Source organism: Mycolicibacterium agri, assembly GCF_002553505.1.
Taxonomy (GTDB): Bacteria; Actinomycetota; Actinomycetes; order Mycobacteriales; family Mycobacteriaceae; genus Mycobacterium; species Mycobacterium agri.
Genome location: NZ_PDCP01000007.1, coordinates 58,342 through 79,397 on the forward strand (window position 1 = coordinate 58,342; position 21,056 = coordinate 79,397).

20 protein-coding genes are annotated in these 21,056 nt (G+C 67.4%); 13 read left to right on the top strand and 7 right to left on the bottom strand.

Annotation, left to right across the window (positions count from 1 at the left end; translation table 11 throughout):
• Positions 1–780, top strand: a complete 780-nt coding sequence (locus CQY20_RS05810; protein WP_097939048.1) for an alpha/beta hydrolase — start codon at positions 1–3, stop codon at positions 778–780.
• A 121-nt stretch (positions 781–901) separates the two neighbouring features.
• Positions 902–2,650 (top strand): DUF3556 domain-containing protein, encoded by a 1,749-nt coding sequence (locus CQY20_RS05815; RefSeq protein ID WP_097939050.1) that lies wholly within the window; start codon positions 902–904, stop codon positions 2,648–2,650.
• On the opposite strand, the gene CQY20_RS05820 is transcribed toward CQY20_RS05815, so the two are convergent.
• Positions 2,647–3,441 (bottom strand): FadR/GntR family transcriptional regulator, encoded by a 795-nt coding sequence (locus CQY20_RS05820; RefSeq protein WP_097939052.1) that lies wholly within the window; start codon positions 3,439–3,441, stop codon positions 2,647–2,649. The two genes, CQY20_RS05815 and CQY20_RS05820, sit on opposite strands and share 4 nt — an antisense overlap.
• A gap of 246 nt (positions 3,442–3,687) precedes the next feature.
• Between CQY20_RS05820 and CQY20_RS05825 the strand changes: the two genes are divergently transcribed.
• Entirely contained in the window at positions 3,688–4,833 is a 1,146-nt protein-coding gene (locus tag CQY20_RS05825) for a thiolase family protein (protein WP_097938921.1), read from the top strand.
• 29 nt (positions 4,834–4,862) lie between these two features.
• The gene (locus tag CQY20_RS05830; RefSeq protein ID WP_371871142.1) at positions 4,863–5,663 is read left to right on the top strand and encodes a crotonase/enoyl-CoA hydratase family protein; all 801 of its coding nucleotides are present in this window, start codon (positions 4,863–4,865) and stop codon (positions 5,661–5,663) included.
• Positions 5,664–5,667: 4 nt separating this feature from the next.
• On the opposite strand, the gene CQY20_RS05835 is transcribed toward CQY20_RS05830, so the two are convergent.
• Together CQY20_RS05835 and CQY20_RS05840 are read right to left on the bottom strand one after the other, a co-directional pair.
• On the bottom strand, positions 5,668–6,393 hold the full coding sequence (locus CQY20_RS05835) for a fasciclin domain-containing protein (RefSeq protein WP_097938924.1): 726 nt from the start codon (positions 6,391–6,393) through the stop codon (positions 5,668–5,670).
• Between the two features lie 80 nt (positions 6,394–6,473).
• Positions 6,474–7,754, bottom strand: a complete 1,281-nt coding sequence (locus CQY20_RS05840) for an MFS transporter (protein WP_097938926.1) — start codon at positions 7,752–7,754, stop codon at positions 6,474–6,476.
• Between the two features lie 82 nt (positions 7,755–7,836).
• On the opposite strand from CQY20_RS05840, the gene CQY20_RS05845 reads away from it, so the two are divergent.
• The 3 genes from CQY20_RS05845 (at position 7,837) to CQY20_RS05855 (ending at position 10,887) form a co-directional block, all read left to right on the top strand.
• Positions 7,837–8,793 (top strand): GlxA family transcriptional regulator, encoded by a 957-nt coding sequence (locus CQY20_RS05845; RefSeq protein WP_097939054.1) that lies wholly within the window; start codon positions 7,837–7,839, stop codon positions 8,791–8,793.
• A 217-nt stretch (positions 8,794–9,010) separates the two neighbouring features.
• Positions 9,011–10,156: an NAD(P)H-binding protein gene (locus CQY20_RS05850; protein ID WP_097938928.1), complete on the top strand. Its 1,146-nt coding sequence runs from the start codon at positions 9,011–9,013 to the stop codon at positions 10,154–10,156.
• Complete coding sequence (locus tag CQY20_RS05855) at positions 10,153–10,887, top strand: CPBP family intramembrane glutamic endopeptidase (protein ID WP_097938930.1); 735 nt, start codon at positions 10,153–10,155, stop codon at positions 10,885–10,887. Before CQY20_RS05850 ends, CQY20_RS05855 begins: the two co-directional genes overlap by 4 nt.
• Before the next feature lie 7 nt (positions 10,888–10,894).
• On the opposite strand, the gene tet(V) is transcribed toward CQY20_RS05855, so the two are convergent.
• The gene (tet(V), locus tag CQY20_RS05860) at positions 10,895–12,151 is read right to left on the bottom strand and encodes a tetracycline efflux MFS transporter Tet(V) (RefSeq protein WP_097939056.1); all 1,257 of its coding nucleotides are present in this window, start codon (positions 12,149–12,151) and stop codon (positions 10,895–10,897) included.
• A gap of 307 nt (positions 12,152–12,458) precedes the next feature.
• Entirely contained in the window at positions 12,459–13,271 is an 813-nt protein-coding gene (locus CQY20_RS05865) for an enoyl-CoA hydratase (protein WP_097938932.1), read from the bottom strand.
• A gap of 102 nt (positions 13,272–13,373) precedes the next feature.
• Here CQY20_RS05865 and CQY20_RS05870 point away from each other — a divergent pair, with 102 nt between their 5' ends.
• Genes CQY20_RS05870 through CQY20_RS05880 form a run of 3 tightly spaced genes read left to right on the top strand, consistent with a single transcriptional unit; the run spans position 13,374 to position 16,321 of the window.
• Positions 13,374–14,465 carry a CaiB/BaiF CoA transferase family protein gene (locus CQY20_RS05870; RefSeq protein ID WP_097938934.1) on the top strand — a complete coding sequence of 364 codons (1,092 nt, stop codon included), beginning with the start codon at positions 13,374–13,376 and terminating at the stop codon, positions 14,463–14,465.
• Between the two features lie 49 nt (positions 14,466–14,514).
• Positions 14,515–15,267, top strand: coding sequence for a 3-hydroxyacyl-CoA dehydrogenase (locus CQY20_RS05875; protein WP_097938936.1), 753 nt, complete (start codon positions 14,515–14,517; stop codon positions 15,265–15,267).
• Positions 15,268–15,319: 52 nt separating this feature from the next.
• Entirely contained in the window at positions 15,320–16,321 is a 1,002-nt protein-coding gene (locus CQY20_RS05880; RefSeq protein WP_097938938.1) for an NAD(P)H-dependent flavin oxidoreductase, read from the top strand.
• Positions 16,322–16,416: 95 nt separating this feature from the next.
• Here CQY20_RS05880 and CQY20_RS35900 read toward each other — a convergent pair whose 3' ends face one another.
• Entirely contained in the window at positions 16,417–16,548 is a 132-nt protein-coding gene (locus tag CQY20_RS35900) for a hypothetical protein (protein ID WP_097939058.1), read from the bottom strand.
• 114 nt (positions 16,549–16,662) lie between these two features.
• On the bottom strand, positions 16,663–17,193 hold the full coding sequence (locus CQY20_RS05890) for a DoxX family protein (RefSeq protein ID WP_234816120.1): 531 nt from the start codon (positions 17,191–17,193) through the stop codon (positions 16,663–16,665).
• 224 nt (positions 17,194–17,417) lie between these two features.
• Between CQY20_RS05890 and CQY20_RS05895 the strand changes: the two genes are divergently transcribed.
• The 3 genes from CQY20_RS05895 to CQY20_RS05905 are packed head-to-tail and all read left to right on the top strand — an operon-like array spanning position 17,418 to position 21,051.
• Positions 17,418–19,709, top strand: coding sequence for an MMPL family transporter (locus CQY20_RS05895; RefSeq protein WP_097938940.1), 2,292 nt, complete (start codon positions 17,418–17,420; stop codon positions 19,707–19,709).
• 2 nt (positions 19,710–19,711) lie between these two features.
• On the top strand, positions 19,712–20,407 hold the full coding sequence (locus CQY20_RS05900; protein ID WP_097938942.1) for a TetR/AcrR family transcriptional regulator: 696 nt from the start codon (positions 19,712–19,714) through the stop codon (positions 20,405–20,407).
• Positions 20,404–21,051, top strand: a complete 648-nt coding sequence (locus tag CQY20_RS05905; RefSeq protein WP_234816121.1) for a class I SAM-dependent methyltransferase — start codon at positions 20,404–20,406, stop codon at positions 21,049–21,051. The genes CQY20_RS05900 and CQY20_RS05905 overlap by 4 nt, the downstream gene beginning before the upstream one ends.
• Positions 21,052–21,056: the final 5 nt, after the last annotated feature.

The window sequence follows — 21,056 nt, forward strand, 5'->3', positions numbered from 1 at the left end:
ATGACGACCCCCAGGCACGTCGTTCTCATCCACGGCACGTGGAGCCACGGCGACACGCTGGGCGATGCCCGCCGCGAATTCGAGGCCCGCGGTTTCTCCGTGCATACACCGACGCTGCGCTACCACGATCTGCCTCGGCACCAAGGCGCGCCGAAGGTCGCGTCGGTGAGTGTGCGCGATTACGCCGACGACATCGTGGGCCTGGTCGAGTCGCTCGACTCGCCGCCGCTGCTGGTGGGTCATTCGCTCGGCGGGCTGATCGCGCAGTTGGTGGCGGCCCGCGCCAGCCATGCCGGGCTGGTTGCCGCCACCCCGGCGCCCGCGGCGGGCATCTTCGCGGCCTATCCCGGCACACTGCGGGTGTTCGGCGCGCACTATGTGCAGTGGCGGCCGTGGGCCAAGCCGTTGTACCCGACGTCGTGGAAGTTGTTTCGCCGCCGCATCACCAACACCACCGACGAGGACCTGGCGCGCGAGCTGTTCGCCGAGATGGTGCCCGACTCGGGCCGGGTCTACTGCGAGATGCCGTTCTGGTTCCTGGACCGGGCCAAGGCCACCAAGGTCGACTTCGCGGCGATCACCACCCCGGTGCTCGCGGTCGGCGCCGAGCGCGACCGGCTGGTGCACCGTCGCGTCGCCCGGGCCACCGCCAAGCGCTACGCCAACGGCGAGTACGTGGAGATCCCGGCGTCGGACCACCTGGTGTTTCACGGCAGGGCGCTGCCCCTGACGATGGCCCGGATCGACGAGTGGATGTCACGCCGCCAGGTGCTCACCTAACCGGCGCGAGCAGACGCAAAAGTCCGCAAAACCCCAGGACAGGGCGGGCATTGGCGTCTGCTCGCGCTAGATGGCCGGATCCGTCACCACCGCGCTAGAACACGTTCTAGTCTTGATGGCCATGGGATTCCTGAAGCCCGACATGCCCGTCGTCGACTTCGCCGAGTGGAGCAAGGGCACCCGACCGGAGAAGATCCGCCCGATGGCCAGGCACTGGGCCGAGGTCGGCTTCGGCACACCCGTCGTCCTGCACCTGTTCTACGTCTTCAAGATCCTGCTCTACATCCTCGGCGGCTGGTTGATTGCGTTGGCCACCAAGGGCATCGACGGGTTCACCAACGTCGGCCAGTGGTGGACCGAACCGATCGTCTTCGAAAAGGTCGTGCTCTACACCATGCTGTTCGAGGTCGTTGGCCTCGGATGCGGCTTCGGACCGCTGAACAACCGGTTCTTCCCACCGATGGGCTCGATCCTGTACTGGTTGCGGCCCAGGACAATTCGACTGCCGCCATGGCCCGACCGGGCGCCGTTGACGAGGGGCACCGATCGCACGGCGCTGGACGCCGCGCTGTACGGGGCGCTGCTGGTGATGCTGCTCGTCGCGTTGTTCTCCGACGGCACCGGGCCGATGCCCGCGCTCGGCACCGACGTCGGCGTGCTGCCGATGTGGCAGATCTGGACCATCCTCGCGCTGCTGGCTGTGCTCGGACTGCGCGACAAGGTCGTCTTCCTGGCCGCACGCGGGGAGGTGTACGGCTCGTTCACGGTGGCGTTCCTGTTCGCGGGCTACGGCGTGGACATGATCATCGCGGCGAAGCTGGTGTGCGTGGCGATCTGGCTCGGCGCGGCGACCTCGAAGCTGAACAAGCACTTCCCGTTCGTCATCTCGACGATGATGTCGAACCACCCGTTGATCCGCGCGAAGTGGTTGAAACGCAGGTTCTTTGAGAGCTTTCCCGACGACCTGCGACCTGGCCGGGTGTCGCGGCTCATCGCGCATTTTTCCACCGCGGTCGAGATGCTGGTGCCGCTGGCGCTGCTGTTCTCCCACGGCGGTTGGCCGACGGCGATCGCGGCGTTCGTGATGGTGTGCTTCCACTTCGGCATCCTGTCGGCGATCCCGATGGGCGTGCCGCTGGAATGGAACGTCTTCATGATCTTCTCGGTGATCACCTTGTTCGTCGGCCACGCCGGCGTGGGCGTGACCGACATGTCCACCCCGCTGCCAGTGCTGCTGTTCGCGGTGCTGGCCACCATCGTGACGCTGGGAAACCTGTTTCCGCAGAAGATCTCGTTCCTGCCGGGTATGCGCTACTACGCGGGCAACTGGGACACGACGTGGTGGTGCATGAAGCCGTCGGCCAACGAGAAGATCGAACAGAACCTGGTCGCCATCGCCAGCATGCCCGCCTCACAGCTGGAGCGGTTCTACGGCAGCGAAGAGCAGGCGATGATCTATCTGTACAAAGGATATGCGTTCCGCGGGTTCAACTCTCACGGCAAAGCACTGCTGACGCTGGTGCACAACGCGCTGGCCGGACGCAACGAGGACGACTACATCATCACCGAAGGGGAGCGGCTGTGCAGCACCGCGGTCGGGTGGAACTTCGGAGACGGGCACATGCACAACGAGCAGTTGATCGCCGCCATGCAGGAGCGCTGCAACTTCGAACCCGACGAGGTGCGCGTCATCCTGCTCGACGCGCAACCGATCCACCGGCAGCGCCAGGAGTACCGCTTGGTCGACGCGGCGACGGGGGAGTTCGAGCGGGGTTATGTCGACGTCGCCGACATGGTGGTCGGCCAGCCGTGGAGCGACGACATCCCGGTGCACGTCACGTGGTCGTCACGGGGCGCCGCGCAGAACTAGCCGACGACGTCGCGGACCTTAACGGTCTCAAGGCCTTTCAGCAGCAGGTGGCGGGTCGTGTCGAGGTGCTTGCGCCAGTGCGCCTCGGCCGCGTCCGCGTCGCCCGACCGCATGAACTCCATCAGCTTGCGGTACGACCGCATGACTTTCTCGTAGTCGGCCTTCGACACCGGGCGGCGTTCCTTGAACACGAATGCGGTGTGGCGCACCGTGATTTCGTGCAGCATGCCGGCGATCATGCCGAGCGTCGCGTTGCCGGACAGTTCGACGAGCCTGCGGTGGAACTGCCCCGTCGTCTCGGCGAGCCGGCCCGACTGCCAGCCCGCGGGGATGTCCTCGTCCAACATCCGGTCGAGTTCGTCGAACGCCTCGGTGGTGCCGGCTTCGGTGAGCAGCCGCACCGCGATCGGCTCGATGCCGGAGCGTGCGGTCATCACATCGGAGATCGTCGCGCCGGACAGCTCGAGCAGCAGCCCCGCCGGGCGGGCGACGATCTCGGGACCGGGCACCCGCACCCGTGCACCCGTGCGCGACCCGCGCCGCACCTCGACCAGTCGCTCCGACTCCAACACCCGCACGGCCTCGCGCAGCGTGGGTCGGCTCACCCCGAAGTGCGCCATCAGCTCGGCCTCGTTGGGCAGGTAGTCGCCCTCCTTGAGCTGACCGTCGACCACCATCCGGCGAAGCGTGCCCGCCACCAGCTCGGCGGTCTTGGGGGACCGGATCGGTCCGCCACCCGACGGGACCGCGTCCGGCCCGATCATCGGCGCCAACGGTGTGCTGCCAGCCACCTTCACTCCTATTCCGACATGCGCCCGACCCGCGCGGGTCAGGTGTACAACTCAGTAAACCATGTCGGGCGGTCGTGGGCGGCGCCAAAACGGCGACTGAGCGCGGCGTTCGCCGTGGCGCAGAGCCAATCATCCGCTAGTTGCGAGTCGATCCACCAGTAGGTTGACCTAGTAAACCTTGTTCCTCTACGTTCGATGATGGACCTCTGTGGGAGAACCCACGAACGGCATTGAAGGAGAAGTGTCATGGCGGAAGCCGTAATCGTCGAGGCTGTCCGGTCGCCGGTCGGCAAGCGCAATGGCGGCCTGTCGGGCGTGCACCCGGCCGAGTTGTCGGCGCAGGTGCTCAACGGCCTCGCCGAGCGCGCCGGGATCGACCCGGGCATCGTCGACGACGTCATTTGGGGCTGCGTCATGCAGGCCGGCGAGCAGGCGCTCGACATCGGCCGCACCGCGCTGCTGACGGCGGGTTGGCCGGAGAGCGTGGCCGGCGTGACGATCGACCGGCAGTGCGGCTCCAGTCAGCAGTCGATCCACTTCGCCGCGGCCGGTGTGGTCGCCGGACACTACGACGTCGTCGTCGCCGGTGGCGTCGAGTCGATGTCGCGCACCCCGATGGGCGCGTCGCTGGCCAACGGCGGCAACCCGTATCCGCAGGGCTTCAAGGATCGCTACCAGAAGACGCCGAACCAGGGCATCGGAGCGGAGATGATCGCCGAGCAGTGGGGCTTCGACCGCAGGTCGCTCGACGAGTACTCGTTGGGTTCGCACGAAAAGGCCGCCGCGGCACAGGATTCCGGCGCATTCGATGACCAGATCGTGGCGATCAAGGACCAGGACGGCAATCCGGTGCTCAAGGACGAGGGCATCCGCCGTGGCACCACCATCGAGAAGATGGCCGAGCTGAAGCCGGCGTTCAAGGAGGACGGTGTGATCCACGCCGGCAACTCCTCGCAGATCTCCGACGGCGCGGCCGCGCTGCTGTTCATGTCGGCGGAGAAGGCGAAGTCGTTGGGGCTCAAGCCGATCGCCAGGGTGCACACCGCCACGCTCGCGGGTGCGGACCCGGTGATCATGCTGACCGCCCCCATTCCCGCCACGCAGAAGGCGTTGAAGAAGTCCGGCCTGTCGCTCGAGGACATCGGTGTGTTCGAGGTCAACGAGGCGTTCGCGCCGGTGCCGATGGCGTGGCTGAAGGACATCGGCGCCGACGAGAAGAAGCTCAACCCCAACGGCGGTGCGATCGCCCTCGGCCATCCGCTCGGCGGTTCGGGCGCCCGCATCATGACGACGATGCTGTATCACATGCGGGACAAGGGCATCAAATACGGCCTGCAGACCATGTGCGAGGGTGGCGGCCAGGCCAACGCCACCATCATCGAACTGTTGTGAGTGCTGGGCCGTCTGGTTCGGTTCCTCCAGTGTCGTCCCCGGACGCCGTGGCCCCCGCCGCTCTCACCGAGCGGCGGGGCAACGTCATGGTCATCACGCTGAACCGCCCCGAGGCGCGCAACGCCGTCAACGCCGCGGTCAGCACCGCGGTCGGTGACGCGCTGCAGGAGGCGCAGGACGACGACGACGTCCGCGCCGTCGTCATCACCGGCGCCGGTGAATCCTTCTGCGCCGGAGCCGATCTCAAGGCCATCGCGCGTCGGGAGAACCTCTTCCACCCCGACCACAGCGAGTGGGGCTTCGCCGGCTACGTGCACCACTACATCGACAAGCCGACGATCGCGGCCGTCAACGGTACCGCGCTCGGCGGCGGCACCGAACTGGCGCTGGCCAGCGACCTCGTCGTCGCCGAGGAACGGGCGAAATTCGGCCTGCCGGAAGTGAAGCGGGGACTGCTCGCCGCGGCCGGCGGCGTGTTCCGTATCGTCGACCACCTGCCCCGCAAGGTCGCGATGGAACTGCTGTTCACCGGAGAGCCGATGAGTTCGGCCGACGCGCTCAAATGGGGCCTGATCAACCAGGTCGTGCCCGACGGCACCGCGGTCGACGCGGCGCTCGCGCTGGCCGAGCGCATCACCGCCAACGCGCCGCTGGCGGTGTGGGCCAGCAAGCGCATCGCGTTGGGCGTCGACGACGGTGTCATCACCGGCGACGAGGCCGGCTGGGCCAGGACCATGCGCGAGATCGTCGCGCTGATGCGTTCCGAGGACGCGAAGGAAGGTCCGCGCGCGTTCGCCGAAAAGCGTCAGCCGATCTGGAAGGCCAGATAGCCGGTCAGCCGGCGGGCGCCTCGGCGCCGGGCACCACTTCTTCGGTGGCCGTTTCCGACGTCGTCGTGGTCGTGGTGGTGGTGGTGGTCGAGGTTTCGTCGACCGTGGGGGTGAGCGGCTCAGGCGGGTTCGCCGGGTCGAGCACCTTGTCGATGATGTAGATCCGCGCGTTCTGGGCCTGGATGCCGCCACAGATGAGCTTGGCGGTGTCGTTGACCTTGATGTCGCCGTTCTTGCCCTCGACCTTGATCTCGGTGCCCTCCTGGGTGGGCCGCTGGCCGTGCACGTCCTCGGGGCCCAGCAGACCCAGGAAGACGTGGTAGTAGTCCAGCCGGGTCAACGCGGCCGGATCGGCCTTGAGGGCGTCGAGCTGGCCCGGGTCGAGCTCGGCGAACGCCTCGTTGCTGGGCGCGAACACCACGTACGGGCCGTTGTCGAGCACCGAGGTGATGTTGACCTCGGGATTCAGCCCGCCGGACACCGCGGCGTTGAAGGTGCTGATGTCGGGGATGCTGGCCAGCGCCTGGCTGACCGGCACCTCGTTCAGCGCCTTCCAGTTCGGCACGGCCTTCTTGAACGGGTCGCAGTCGCCCTGCGGGTCGGGCACCTCGACGGCAGGCTTGGGCTGCGGCTCCGGATCGGCGTAGGCGTTGATCGCCAGCGGGACCGACCCCGCGATCGCAGCGATCGCCGCCGCTGCACCCATGGCCTTGCTGGTGCGAGTCTTCACTTTCGGCTCCTCAGCTCGTCAGTCGCTAGGCATGTTATGTGCAGGGATAGGCCAATGCCAAAGTCAAGATCAGCCACGACTCACGCGGTAACCGCGTTGACCTGCGCTTTCCGCACATTGGCGCAGAGCATCGCGGCGATCACACACAGCCCCGCAGCGAGGTAGAACGCAAGGTCGTAATTGCCCTGCAGGTCGCGCAGTTTGCCCGCGCCGGCGGCGGCGACGGCGGCGCCCAACTGATGCGAAGCGAACACCCAGCCGAACACCACCGGGGTGTTGACGCCGAAATAGTTGCGGCACAACACGATCGTCGGGGGCACGGTGGCCACCCAGTCCAGCCCGTAGAAGATGACGAACACCCACGTGCTCGGATCGGCGTGCGGCGACAGCAGCGACGGCAGGATCAGCAACGAAAGGCCGCGGCCGGTGTAGTAGACCACCAGCAGCAGCCGCGGATCCACCCGGTCGGTCAGCCAACCGGAGAACACCGTGCCCGCGACGTCGAGGATGCCGATCGTCGCCAGCAGACCCGCCGCGACGGTGGTCGGCATGCCGTGGTCGTTGGCCGCGGGAATGAAGTGTGTGCCGATCAGCCCGTTGGTCGTCATCCCGCAGATCGCGAAGCTGGCGGCCAGCAGCCAGAATGCGGGCACGCGGGCGCCGAGCCGCAGGCCGTCGAACGCGGCGCGGAAGCTGGACGCGGGCACCCGCGTCGGCGCCGCTGCGGCCGTCGCTCCGTACGGCGTTAAACCCTTGTCCTGCGGGTGATTTCGCATAAACGCCGCAACCAGCGGCACCACGGCCAACGCGGCGGCTGCGACGAGCAGCGACGCCCAGCGCCAGCCGTGCCGGGTGGTGATCTGGGCGACGATGGGCAGGAAGATCAGCTGGCCCGTCGCGCTCGCCGCGGTCAGCACCCCTGTCACCAGGCCGCGGCGCGCTTCGAACCAGCGGGTGGCCACCGTCGCGACGAACCCCATGGAGATCGCCCCGGTGCCGACCCCGACGAGCACGCCCCACAGTAGGACGAGCTGCCAGCTGGCCGTCATGAACACGCTCAGCGCCGAACCGGCCGCGATGAACGTCAGCGCCACCGACAGCACCGGGCGCACGCCGAAACGGTCCATCAGCGCCGCCGCGAACGGCGCGGTCACCCCGAACAGCGTCATGTTGACCGACATCGCCAGCCCGACCACGCCGTGCGACCAGCCGAACTCGTGATGCAGCGGGTTCATCATCACGCCGGGCACCGAGCGGAAGCCCGCGGCGCCCAGGATTGCCACGAAGCTGACGGCCGCCACCACCCACGCCCAGTGGATGCGCGTCAGTGGAGTACGTCGGGAGGCGGCGGCTAGCGTCACCCGACCACCGTCGCGGATCCGCCGTCGGCCGCATAGTGGCAAGAACGACAACAGTCGTCAAAAACATGCCAATATGGTCTGCATGCACCGCGTCGCCGTTCTGCTGCTGCCGCCGGTGGTCGGCTTCGACGCCGCGATCGCGCCGACGCTGTTCGGCAGCGCCAAGGACACCGACGGCAGCCCGCTGTATGAGTTGGTCACCTGCGGGCTGACGGCCGGGCCGGTGGAGTCGACGACGGGGTTCGACCTGCTGCCGAACATCGGCTGCGAGGCGCTGCGCACCGCCGACACCGTGGTGATCCCTGGCACGCGCTATCCGCCGGCCCGAGAGAGCGGCGCGCTGCCGCAGGACGTGCGCGACGCGCTGGCGCTCATCCGGCCCGGTGCCCGGCTGGTGTCGATCTGCACCGGCGCGTTCGTCCTGGCCGCCGCAGGACTGCTCGACGGACGGCGGGCCACCACCCACTGGCAATTCGCCGACGCGATGCGCCGCCTGCATCCGCGCGTACTCGTCGACGAGAACGTGCTGTTCGTCGATGACGGCGACATTTTGACGTCGGCGGGTCTGGCCGCGGGAATCGACTTGTGCCTGCACATCATTCGGCAAGATCAAGGCGCGCAGGTGGCCAACGCGGTGGCCCGCTACTGCGTCGTCCCGCCGTGGCGCGAAGGCGGCCAGGCGCAGTTCATCGACCGGCAGATGCCGACGCCGGACGACTACTCGACGGCGCCGACGCGGGAGTGGGCGCTGCGGCATCTCGACGAGAAGCTGACCGTGGCACGATTGGCCCGCCACGCGAAGATGAGCGCCCGCACCTTCAACCGTCGCTTCCGCGAGGAGACCGGCCAATCGCCGGGTGCGTGGATCCGCAGCCGCCGCGTCGACCGGGCCCGCGAGCTGCTCGAGTCGCGCGACCTGCCGGTCGACGAGATCGCTCGGCTGTCGGGGCTGGGCGCCGCCGGCAACCTGCGCCATCACCTGCGTCGCGGGATGGGCATGTCGCCGTCGAGCTACCGCAAGGTCTACCAAGGCGCCTGACTTCCGGGCCGTCGGGCGCGACCCGGCCCCACATAACGCCCAAACCCGGGCCCCCATAACGCCCAAACCCGGGCCTCCGATAACGCCCAATGCCGGGCCCTCATAACGCCCAAACCGACATTTGGGCGGGAAAGTGCGAGTAATCGCCTGCCAAACGTCGATTTCGGCGTGACCCGGCTTCCGATTCCCGGCCGTCGCGCGTGGGTAAGTACGTACGGTGAATTCAATGCGAATCCTGGTCACCGGGGCCACCGGCTATGTCGGCTCGCGGCTGGTCGCCGAATTGCTCTCCCACGGCCACAAGGTCATCGCCGCATCCCGCAACGTCGATCGGCTGGCCGCATTCGGCTGGCACGGCCAGGCCGACGCCGTCGCGCTCGATGCCCACGACCCGGCGTCGGCGCGGGCGGCGTTCGCCGAGGCGGGACCGGTCGACGTCGTCTACTACCTGGTGCACGGCATCGGGCAACCCGACTTTCGGGAGGCCGACAATGCCGCCGCGGCCAACGTCGCGGCCGCCGCCAAGGATGCGGGCGTGCGCCGCATCGTCTACCTCGGCGGTTTCGTGCCCGACGAGAACGACCTGTCCGAGCATCTGACCAGCCGGGCCGAGGTCGCCGAGGCGCTCAGCATCGAGGGCGGGCCGGAGGTGGTGTGGCTCGGCGCGGCGATCATCATCGGCGCCGGGTCGACGTCGTTCGAGATGCTGCGCTATGTCGGCGACCGATTCCTGGTGATCCCGCTGCCGTCGTGGATGGACAATCCGATCGATCCGATCTCGATCCGCGACGTCCTCTACTACCTGGTCGCGGCGGCCGATCCCGACCGCGTGCCCGCAGGTGCCTACGACATCGCCGGGCCGGAGTCGACGACTTATCGCGACTTATTGGCCAAATATGCCCGCGCGACAGGCAAGTGGCGGGCTAGTGTCCCGATTCGTGGAGTCGATACCGGAATGGCTTCGATGCTGACGGCTGTCGCGCTACCGGTGCCGGGCGGGCTCGCCGCCGATTTGGTTGAGTCACTTGATCATCCGATGCAGGCCTCCGATGGTCTGCGCGAGCTGGTGCCCGATCCGCCTGGCGGACTGATCGGAATCGCAGAGGCGATCAAACGGTCGCTGTCCAGCGGTCGGGCACGCGCCGTCGACCAACTCGCCGACCCGCATCACCTCGCCGACAGCGATCCGGTGTGGGCCGGCGGCGACACCCTGCGCATCAAGCGATTGGCGCGGGTGATCACCCCGCCGTTCGTCCGGCCGGCACTCGGCCTCCTCAACGCCGTACCCGGGCCTGTCGCCGCAGCCGTGCGGACCGGGCTGGACACCCTGCTCAACCTCAAACCGAAGGTGCGCTCGGAATGACTGAATCGACCATGGCCTCGTCTTCGACGCATCCGCCCTTCTTTCAGGAAGTCAAGGACAACCTGAAACGGGTGGCGATACCCCACCACGAGCCGCCAATGGTGGTGAAGCGCCGCCGAATTGCGGTTGCGTTCGTGCTGATCATCGGCGGTGTGCTGCTCGGCTATTCGCTGGGGCTGCAACCGGGCGACGCGTCGTTCTACTGGCTGACCCTCGCGCTGGCCGCGGTGTGGACGGTGGGCGCGTTGGCGTCGGGCCCGCTGCACCTCGGGCACGTGCGGTTCTTCGGCCGCAATCAACGCCCGGTGATCAGCGGCACGGTGGTGGGCATCGTCGTCGGCGCGGTGTTCGTGGTCGGCGGATTGATCGCCCGCGAAATCCCGCCCCTCGCCAGCTTCGTCACCCGCGTGCTGGAGTTCGCCAACTACCAGACGCTGTGGCTGATGGTGTTCAGCATCCTGCTCAACGCCGTCGCCGAGGAGCTGTTCTTCCGCGGCGCGTTGTACACCGCGCTGGAAAAGCACCACCCCGCAGTCATTTCCACGATCATCTACACGCTGGCGATCTTCGTCGCGACCCGCAATCCGATGCTGGCGTTCGCGGCGCTGGTGCTCGGTTCGGTGTGCGCGTTCGAACGCCGCGCCACCGGGGGAGTACTCGCACCGATCCTCACCCACATGGTGTGGGGGCTGACCATGGTGCTCGTACTGCCCCCGATGTTCGGCGTGTGAGACGGCATTAGCGCAGCGGGTGCGCTAGTTCGTCCTGGCGCATCCGGGCGGCCTGCACCGCCACCGCGGCGAACAGCACCGGCGCCAGGCCGGCGACCAGGAAGATGGTCTCCATCGAGACGATCTTCGACAGCGGTCCGACGATCGCGAACGACACCGGCATGAAGGCCAGCGAGACGAAGAAGTCGAGGCTGGACACTCGGCCGAGCATCTCCGTCGGAACCCGCCGCTGCAGCAGCGTGCCCCAGATGACCATGCCCGCACCGTCGGTGAAGCCGATGATGAACGTCGCGACCGCCATCAACGAGAACGACCACGTGAAGCCGATCACCACCAACGGGATCGAGCCGATGCTCCACATCCCCATCATCACCGTGAGGTAGCGACGGGGCAGTCGTCGCGACGACACCGCCAGCGCACCGAGCGCGCTGCCCATCCCGAAGAAGGCCAGGATGAAGCCGTACGACCTGGCGCCGTCGGCGAAGCGGTCCTTGGCGATGAACGGCAGCAGCACCTCGATCGGTCCCAGCACGACCAGCACGAACATGCTGGCGAACAACAGCGTCCACAGCAGCCAGGGGGTGCGCAGCACGAAGACGAAGCCGTCGCGCAGATCCCGCAGCATGTGCGGCCGTTCCTGATCCGGTTCGCGGACAGGCGCATTCATCGTCGGCCGGAAGCAGACCAGCAGCAACAGGCCGACGGCGAACAGCGCCGCGACCGCGACAGAACCCAGCGCGGGGAACGTCGCGCCGACCACCATGCCCGCGACGGCTGGTCCGACGGCGCGCTGAAACACCGGGCGGACCACGCCTTCCACACCGTTGGCGGCCAGCAGTTGTTCGGGCGGCAGAATCCTGGGCAGGATCGCGCTGTAGGCGGGGAAGAAGAACGCCGCGGCGATACCCAGCGCGGCGGCCGCCACTGCCATGTGCCAGATCCGCAGTGCACCAACGAGTCCCAAGACCGCGATCGCCGAGACGACGACCGTGTTGACGACCTCGACGGCGAGGATGATCGTGCGCTGGTTGATCCGGTCCGCCGCCAGTCCGCCGATCAGCAGGAACGCCACGAGTCCGGTGCCCATGCAGGTGGCCACCAGTGACAGCGCTGCGGGATCGTCGGACAGTTCGATCACCTGCAGGGCCATCACGACGGCCCACATGCCCTCGGCGAAGATCGACAGCGACACCGCGGCTATCAGCAGCCGGTATGCGCGCGACTGGAAGGGTGCGAGTACGCGCCAACCGCCGGTGTGGGTCACCGGCTGCTCATCACCGCGTTCGCTTTTCGAGTGTGCGGTGCCGAATTGCGTGCTCACCTAACGATGGTGGCTGACCAGATACGGCCGCGTCCAACGAATTTCTGCGCCTCGTGATCGACGTAACGGCTTTGTGTGCCCGCGGTCGGGGCGCATCACTTGGTGCGCCGAGACCGACAAAATGGCGCGCTCCACTCACACTTTTGCGCCCAAATGTCGGTTTGGGCGTTATGAGGGGACCCGGGTTTGGGCGCTACGGAGGGGGCCTGGGCGTTACGAGGGGCCTGGGCGTTACGAGGGGACCCGGGTGTCAGAGGTCGGTGAAGTTGGCCGGGCGGCGCTCCTGGAACGCCTTGATGCCCTCGATGTAATCGGTACGGCTCAACAGGTCCGACTGGCCGGAATACTCGCGCGACAGGGCGCCCTCGAGTTCGGTCAGCGTCGCCGCATTGATCGCCGCTTTGGTCTTCGCCAACGCCACCGCCGGACCGCGCACCAGCGTGTTGATCACCTTGTCCACCTCGGCGTCGAGCTGATCGGCGGGATACACCGCGGTCACCAGGCCGGCCTGCAGCGCTTCGTCGGCGTGGATCTTCTCGGCCAGCAGCGCCATCCGCATCGCCCGGATGCGGCCGACGGCCGCGGCCACCAGAGCCGACGCGCCACCGTCGGGCATCAACCCGATCTTGGTGAACGCCAGCATGAAATAGCCCTTGTCCGACGCGAGTACGACATCGCTGGCCAACGCCAGCGAGGCGCCGACACCCGCGGCGGGCCCCTGCACCACGGCGACCACCGGCCGCGGCATCGCGACGATCGCCCGCACCGCGCGGTTGGCCGCGTCCAGAACCGACAGCGGGCCGGACTTCTTGGCCCGGTCGTCGGCGCCGATGCCCGCGCCCGAGCTGAACCCGCGGCCTGCGCCCGCCAGGCGCACCACCTTGACGGCGGGATCGGTGGCGGCCCGCTCGAGCGCGTCGGCGACGCCGTTGAGCATGGTCTCCGTCAACGAGTTGAGGCTGTCGGGCCGGTTCAACGTCAGCGACAGCACCCCGTCGCCGACATTCACCTCCAACCCGTCGACGCTCACATACGCTCCCGTGCTGGAATCGGTCGAAGTCATCGCTGAACCTTAAATCGGGTGCAGCCGCATGCGGACCCGCGGCTGGTCCACTTGGTTATACAAGTAAGCTATGTCGCGGTCAACTACGGGAGGCGGGTTCTAATGGCGGGACCACTGCACGGATTGCGAATCGTCGAACTGGCCGGCATCGGCCCCGGACCGCACGCGGCGATGATCCTCGCCGACCTCGGCGCCGACGTGGTCCGCGTCGAACGGCCCGGCGGCACCGGCGGCGTCCCGAAGGGCAGCCACGAGGCCATGAACCGCAACCGGCGCACGGTGGCTGCCAACCTGAAGACCGACGAGGGCCGCGAGCAGGTGCTGGCGCTGGTGGCCAAGGCCGACGTGCTGATCGAGGGCTACCGGCCCGGCGTCACCGAGCGACTCGGCCTCGGCCCCGAGGACTGCGCCAAGGTCAACGACCGCCTGATCTATGCCCGGATGACCGGTTGGGGCCAGAGCGGTCCGCGCAGCCAGCAGGCCGGCCACGACATCAACTACATCTCCCTCAACGGCCTGCTGCACTCCATCGGCCACAAGGGTGACCGCCCCGTGCCGCCGCTGAACCTCACCGGCGACTTCGGCGGCGGCTCGATGTTTTTGATCGTCGGCATCCTCGCCGCACTGTGGGAACGCCAGACCTCCGGCAGGGGCCAGGTCGTCGACGCCGCCATGATCGACGGATCCAGCGTGCTGATGGCGATGATCTGGGGGATGCGCGCCGGCGGGCTGTGGTCCGACGAGCGCGGCACCAACATGCTCGACAGCGGCGCGCCCTACTACGACACCTATGAATGCGCCGACGGCCGCTACATGGCCGTCGGGGCGATCGAGCCGCAGTTTTACGCCGAACTGCTGAAGGGACTGGGCCTCGACGGGGAAGACCTGCCCGCCCAGCAGGACGTCAGCCGCTGGCCCGAACTGCGCGCGCGGATCGCCGAGGTGTTCGCCTCGGCCGACCGCGATCACTGGGCCAAGGTGTTCGCCGACAGCGACGCCTGCGCGACGCCGGTGCTGTCGTTCGCCGAAGTGCAGAACGAGGCGCACATCACCGAGCGCGGCACGTTCTACCTCGACGGCGAGGCGCTGCTGCCGTCTCCCGCGCCGCGGTTCTCCCGCAGCGTGCCGTCCGCACCGAAGCCGCTGGGTGAACCGGGCACCGACATCGAAACTGTTCTGCGCGACTGGAATTGAACGAAATCCGCAAGACCTCTTTGCAAAGACCTAATAGGAAGGAACACACGTGGAGATCAAGGACGCGGTAGCGGTCGTCACCGGGGGAGCCTCCGGTCTCGGACTGGCCACGACGAAGCGGCTGCTGGACAGGGGCGCCTCCGTCGTCGTCATCGACCTCAAGGGTGAGGACGCCGTCAAGGAGCTCGGCGAGCGCGCCCAGTTCGTCGAGGCCAACGTCACCGACCCCGAAGCGGTGACCGAAGCGCTCGACGCCGCCGAGAAGATGGGCCCGCTGCGCATCAACGTCAACTGCGCGGGCATCGGCAACGCGATCAAGACGCTGAGCAAGGAGGGCCCGTTCCCGCTCGACCAATTCAAAAAGGTCATCGAGGTCAACCTGATCGGCACGTTCAACGTGCTGCGGCTGGCGGCCGAGCGGATCGCCAAGACCGAGCCCATCAACGGTGAGCGCGGCGTCATCATCAACACCGCGTCGGTCGCCGCGTTCGAGGGCCAGATCGGGCAGGCTGCCTACTCCGCGTCCAAGGGCGGTGTCGTCGGCATGACGTTGCCGATCGCCCGCGACCTGTCGCGCGAGCTGATCCGCGTCGTGACCATCGCGCCCGGCCTGTTCAAGACGCCGCTGCTGGGCTCGTTGCCGGAGGAGGCGCAGCAGTCGCTCGGCAAGCAGGTGCCGCATCCGGCCCGGCTCGGCGACCCCGACGAGTACGGCGCGCTGGCCGTGCACATCGTCGAGAACCCGATGCTCAATGGTGAGGTGATCCGCCTGGACGGCGCGATCCGGATGGCGCCGCGATGAGCGCTCGCGCGAAGTGGGCCCACGCACGAAGTGCAGGTGACCGGGAACACCGATGACGATCAGAACGAAGTTCACTGAGACGTTCGGGATTGAGCATCCGATCGTGCAGGGCGGGATGCAGTGGGTCGGCCGTGCGGAACTCGTTGCGGCCGTGGCGAATGCCGGCGCGCTGGGTTTCCTCACCGCGTTGACGCAGCCGACGCCGGCCGATCTGGCCAAGGAGATCGCCAAGTGCCGCGAGCTGACGGACAAGCCGTTCGGGGTGAACTTGACGATCCTGCCGACCATCAACCCGCCGCCCTATGACGAATACCGTCAGGTGATCGTCGAGTCGGGGGTCAAGATCGTCGAGACCGCAGGCTCGAACCCGGCCCCGCATCTGCCGATGTTCCACGAGAACGGCATCAAGGTGTTGCACAAGTGCACCTCGGTGCGGCATGCGGTGAAGGCGCAGAGCCTCGGCGTGGACGGCATCAGCATCGACGGCTTCGAGTGCGCGGGCCATCCCGGCGAGGACGACATTCCCGGGCTGGTGTTGATCCCGGCGGCCGCCGCCAAGATCGACATCCCGATGATCGCTTCGGGCGGCTTCGCCGACGGCCGCGGTCTGGTGGCGGCGCTGGCGTTGGGTGCCGACGGCATCAACATGGGGTCGCGGTTCATGTGCACCGTGGAGTCGCCGATTCACCAGAAGGTGAAGGAGGCGATCGTCGCCGGCAGCGAGCTGGACACCGAGCTGATCTTCCGGCCGCTACGCAACACCGCTCGCGTGGCCAGTAATGCGGTGTCGCGCGAGGTGGTGGAGATCCTGGACCGCGGCGGCCAGTTCGAAGACGTCAAGGACCTGGTCGCGGGGTCGCGCGGGGCGACGGTCTACGAGATCGGCGACCTGGACGCCGGCATCTGGTCGGTCGGCACCGCGATGGGACTGATCGACGACATCCCGACGTGCGAAGAGTTGGTGTCGCGGATCGTCGCCGACGCCGAGGAACTCATCACCGAACGGCTGGCCGATCTGATCGAAACGGCACCAGAGGAAGAAAACGTCGCGTAGAAGAAGCGGATTTCGGGAACAGTGAGGATCGATAAAACGCCCCGAGCGGGGCAAACTGTCTAGATCGTCAACGCGCTCGGTGTGAGCGCGTTGACTCAGACTGCGGTTGGCAGCTGCTGATCGTCGTCGAGCTGCTCGGAGGTGTCGCCCTCGACGAGAACATCGCCGTGGTAGAGCGCCTCGAAGTCAACCTTGATGACATCAGCACTGGTGTCGTCGATCCACATGTCAACGACTTTATGGATCACCATTAAGGAATCTTTGAGTCACGATTCGGAATATCGTGGCAATTCTTACCGCCGGGTAGGGTGTGCGGTTACTCGCGAGTAGCTGACCTGCGGTTATGCCGGTGAGCTGAAATGGAGCGGATTGGTGCCGTTCAGCAGGAGCCATGTCAGGATCGCCGCAGCGAACGCCAGAACCAGCAGTCCGATGGCCAGTCGAGGCGACCATCGTGGCCTGCCGAACATGCGGGCGTCCACCGAATAGGCGCCTGCACCGGTGAACAACAGCGTCGCGGCTCCGACGAACAACAGGAACGGCACGTTGAACGGCTGCGCCCAAAACGCGTCGGTGGAGACGTTGACCGCCCACGCGCAGACCATGGCGCCGGCGATCGCGCATGCGGCAAGCGGTGTCAGCACCCCGAGGACGACGCCGATGGCGCCCGCCGCCTCGGCCACGGTCACCATCAGGGCCGCGAACGCCGGCAGCTGCCACCCGCCGGAGTCCATGAAGCCGACGGTGGTGCCGAAGTCGAATGCCTTGATGAGACCCGCCTGCAGCACCGCGGCGCCAACGCCGAGCCGCAGGATCAGCAGTCCGAGGTCGGATACGGACGTGGGGGTTCCGACGGATTCATTTACAGCCATGTCGCCGAGGGTAGAGACCTGTGAAGTTCCTGCGAGTGGGGTGGTCATGCACTTCTGACCGGCCGCGGCGCCGAAAGTCATCGCCGTCGACGAGATCAGCCGGTTCTGAACGATTCGGGGGGCTTGCCCGTGGTTATCAGAAGACGACGGTGTTGACGAAGATAGCTTACCGCTGATAACTTACCGGCGCTATCTTATAGGCAGGCCAGCAGAAGGGGCATCACATGCTGCAATCCATCGCGCGGCTGGCCATCCGAGCGCCGAAGCGGATCATCGCCGTCGCCCTGCTGGTGATGGTGGCCACCGGCCTCTTCGGCGTCCCGGTCACCAAGAGCCTCTCGGCGGGCGGCTTCCAGGACCCGACTTCGGAGTCGGCGCAGGCCAGTCAGCTACTGGTGGACAAATTCGGTCAGGGCGACATGGAGCTCGTCATCAGCGTGACCGCCCCCGACGGCGCGCAGAGCCCAGCCGGGCGGGCCGTCGGCACCGACATCGCCGACCGGCTGCAAGCCTCCCCGCACGTGGCGCAGGTGACGTCGGCATGGACCGCACCACCGAGCGCCGCGCCCGCGCTGATCAGCAAGGACGGCAAGACCGGGTTGATCGTCGCGGGCGTAACAGGCGGCGAGAGCGACGCCCAGAAATACACCAAGGAACTGACCGCCCGGCTGGTGCACGACCGTGACGGCGTGACGGTGCGCGCCGGCGGTGAGGCGATGACCTACGTCCAGATCAACGCGCAGAGCGAAAAAGACCTGATGCTGATGGAGTCCATCGCGATTCCGCTCAGCTTCGTGGTGCTGGTGTGGGTGTTCGGCGGACTGCTGGCCGCGGCGCTGCCGTTGGCGGTCGGCGCGTTCGCGATCCTGGGGTCGATGGCGGTGTTGCGCGCCATCACCTTCTTCACCGACGTGTCGATCTTCGCGCTCAACCTCAGCGTCGCCATGGGGCTCGCGCTGGCGATCGACTACACGCTGTTGATCATCAGCCGCTACCGAGACGAACTGGCCGCAGGCAGTCGCCGCGACGAGGCGCTGATACGCACGATGTCCACCGCCGGGCGCACGGTGCTGTTCTCGGCGATGACCGTCGCGCTGTCGATGGTCGCGATGGTGCTCTTCCCGATGTACTTCCTGAAGTCGTTCGCCTACGCCGGAATTGCCGTGGTGGCGTTCGCGGCGGTGGCCGCGGTGGTGGTCGCGCCCGCCGCGATCGTGCTGCTCGGCGACCGGCTCGACGCGCTCGATGTGCGTCGGCTGCTGCGGCGCATGTTCGGACGTCCCGAGCCCGTTGCCAAGCCCGTCGAGCAGAACTTCTGGTACCGGTCGACGAAATTCGTTATCCGACGGTCGATTCCGATCGGCATCGCGCTGGTCGCGCTGCTGCTCATTCTCGGCGCGCCGTTCCTCGGCGCCAAATGGGGATTCCCCGACGACCGCGTGCTGCCACAATCGCAGTCGGCGCGCGAGGTCGGGGACCAGATGCGCGACGACTTCGCCGTGGACGCCTCCCGCAACGTCACCGTCGTCCTGCCCGACGCCTCCGGCGTCACACCCGCCGACCTCGGCCGCTATGCCGCGGAGCTGTCCCGGGTTCCCGACGTGACATCAGTTTCGGCTCCCGACGGCACGTTCGTCGACGGCGCACTCGCCGGACCACCCTCGGCGGCAACGGGTTTGGACAACGGCAGCGCCTTCCTGACGGTCGCGAGCAAGGCCCCGCTGTTCTCTGACGCGTCGGAAACTCAGCTAAAACAGTTGCGCGCGGTCGACACACCCGGCGGCAAGCCGGTGCAATTGACCGGTGTCGCGCAGATCAACCGGGACAGCTCGCTCGGGATCACCGACCGCCTTCCCTTGGTGCTGACGGTTATCGCGGTGATCACGTTCGTGCTGCTGTTCCTTCTGACGGGCAGCGTCGTGCTGCCGTTGAAAGCCCTCGTGCTGAACGTGTTGTCGTTGACAGCGGCGTTCGGCGCGCTGGTCTGGATTTTCCAGGAGGGCCACCTCGGCGCGCTCGGCACGACGCCGACAGGAACGTTGGTCGCCAACATGCCGGTGTTGTTGTTCTGCATCGCGTTCGGACTGTCGATGGACTATGAGGTGTTCCTCGTCAGCCGGATCCGCGAATACTGGCTGTCCTCGCCGGGGCGGACGCGGGCCGACAACGACGAGGCCGTCGCGCGCGGCTTGGCGCGTACCGGCCGGGTGGTGACCGCGGCGGCACTGGTGATGTCGATCTCGTTCGCGGCGCTGATCGCCGCGCAGGTGGCGTTCATGCGGATGTTCGGCGTCGGGCTGACCCTCGCCGTCGCCGTCGACGCCACCCTGGTGCGGATGGCGCTGGTGCCTGCCTTCATGCATGTGCTGGGCCGGTGGAACTGGTGGGCGCCCAAGCCGCTGGCCCGGCTGCACGACCGCATCGGGCTGCGCGAGTCGGCCGAGGACCTGATTCCTCCCGCGGAGAAACTTACACATAAGGAGCGGGCCGCGGTGTCGATGACGCAGACTGGGTGACGATGTCACTGCCTCCCCTGAAGCGACGACGCGCGCCGCGCGGCGCCGGTGAGCAGTTGCGAGACGAAATCCTCGACGCCACCACCGAGTTGCTGCTGGAGACCGGCCACGCCAAGGCCGTGTCGATCCGATCGGTGGCGCAGCGCGTGGGCGTCACGCCGCCGTCGATCTACCTGCACTTCGCCGACAAGGACGCCCTGCTCGACGCGGTGTGCGCGCGGTACTTCGAGAAGCTCGACGAGCAGATGCAGCAGGCCGCCGCCGACCAGCCCAACGCCGTCGAAGTGCTGCGGGCGCAGGGCCTTGCCTACGTGCGGTTCGCGATGCAGACCCCCGAGCTGTACCGCATCGCCACGATGGGGGAGGGCCGACCAGGCAGCGACGTCGACACGACGCTGAACAGTTCGGCGTTTCAGCATCTGCTCAACTCGGTGCAGGCGCTGATCGACGAGGGCATCTACCCGCCGGGCGATCCGACCATCCCCGCGCTGCAGCTGCTGACCGCCGCGCACGGCGTTGCGGCGCTGTTGATCTCGAAGCCCTACCTGCCGTGGGGCGATGTCGACGAGTTCGTCGACCAGACGTTGTCGGCGGCGTGTCTCGGCCGCGTCGTGCTGGGCCTCGTCGACGGCGATGCCACTCCTGCGCAGACCGTCGAATGGCTGCTGGATCGTCAACCCCGAGAGAGGAAGTCGTGAGCGAGGCCACCACAAGCAACCCGTTTTTCGCCCGGCTGTGGACGTTTCTGTCCAACCACGAAACCGACGAGATCAAGCGCATGCGCACCGAGAACCTCGCCGGCCTGACCGGCCGCGTGTTGGAGATCGGCGCGGGCACCGGCACGAACTTCTCCTACTATCCGCCCACGGTCACCGAGGTGATCGCGATGGAGCCCGAGCGGCTGCTGGCCCCGCAGGCGCGCAAGGCCGCCGAGACGGCGCCGGTGCCTGTCAAGGTGACCGAGGCGACTGTGGAGGCGTTCTTGTCCGAGTCGCAGGGCGAGGTGTTCGACGCCGTCGTCTGCTCGCTGGTGCTGTGCTCGGTTGACGATCCCGATGCGCTTCTGCGACAGCTCTTTTCGCTCGTGCGGCCGGGCGGCCAGCTGCGCTTCCTCGAGCATGTCGCCAGCGGCGGTGTGCGCGGACGGCTGCAGAAGATCGCCGACGCGACGATATGGCCGCGGCTGATGGGCAACTGCCACACCCACCGCGACACCCAGGCCTCAATCGTCGCGGCGGGCTTCACGGTGGACGGTTCCCGTCGCGAGCCCGCGCTGCCCGCGTGGTTCCCGACGCCCGTCGCCGAATACACCATCGGCCGCGCGACCAAGCCCGCCGCCTAGCGGAA

Bases quoted from the DNA above. Each gene is read 5' to 3' on its own strand.
- CQY20_RS05890 (WP_234816120.1), bottom strand. From the start codon at position 17,193: ATGGCTGTAAATGAATCCGTCGGAACCCCCACGTCCGTATCCGACCTC.
- CQY20_RS05855 (WP_097938930.1), top strand. From the start codon at position 10,153: ATGACTGAATCGACCATGGCCTCGTCTTCGACGCATCCGCCCTTCTTT.
- CQY20_RS05825 (WP_097938921.1), top strand. From the start codon at position 3,688: ATGGCGGAAGCCGTAATCGTCGAGGCTGTCCGGTCGCCGGTCGGCAAG.
- CQY20_RS05865 (WP_097938932.1), bottom strand. From the start codon at position 13,271: ATGACTTCGACCGATTCCAGCACGGGAGCGTATGTGAGCGTCGACGGG.
- CQY20_RS05870 (WP_097938934.1), top strand. From the start codon at position 13,374: ATGGCGGGACCACTGCACGGATTGCGAATCGTCGAACTGGCCGGCATC.
- CQY20_RS05815 (WP_097939050.1), top strand. From the start codon at position 902: ATGGGATTCCTGAAGCCCGACATGCCCGTCGTCGACTTCGCCGAGTGG.
- CQY20_RS35900 (WP_097939058.1), bottom strand. From the start codon at position 16,548: ATGTGGATCGACGACACCAGTGCTGATGTCATCAAGGTTGACTTCGAG.
- CQY20_RS05895 (WP_097938940.1), top strand. From the start codon at position 17,418: ATGCTGCAATCCATCGCGCGGCTGGCCATCCGAGCGCCGAAGCGGATC.
- CQY20_RS05845 (WP_097939054.1), top strand. From the start codon at position 7,837: ATGCACCGCGTCGCCGTTCTGCTGCTGCCGCCGGTGGTCGGCTTCGAC.
- CQY20_RS05900 (WP_097938942.1), top strand. From the start codon at position 19,712: ATGTCACTGCCTCCCCTGAAGCGACGACGCGCGCCGCGCGGCGCCGGT.
- CQY20_RS05810 (WP_097939048.1), top strand. From the start codon at position 1: ATGACGACCCCCAGGCACGTCGTTCTCATCCACGGCACGTGGAGCCAC.
- CQY20_RS05880 (WP_097938938.1), top strand. From the start codon at position 15,320: ATGACGATCAGAACGAAGTTCACTGAGACGTTCGGGATTGAGCATCCG.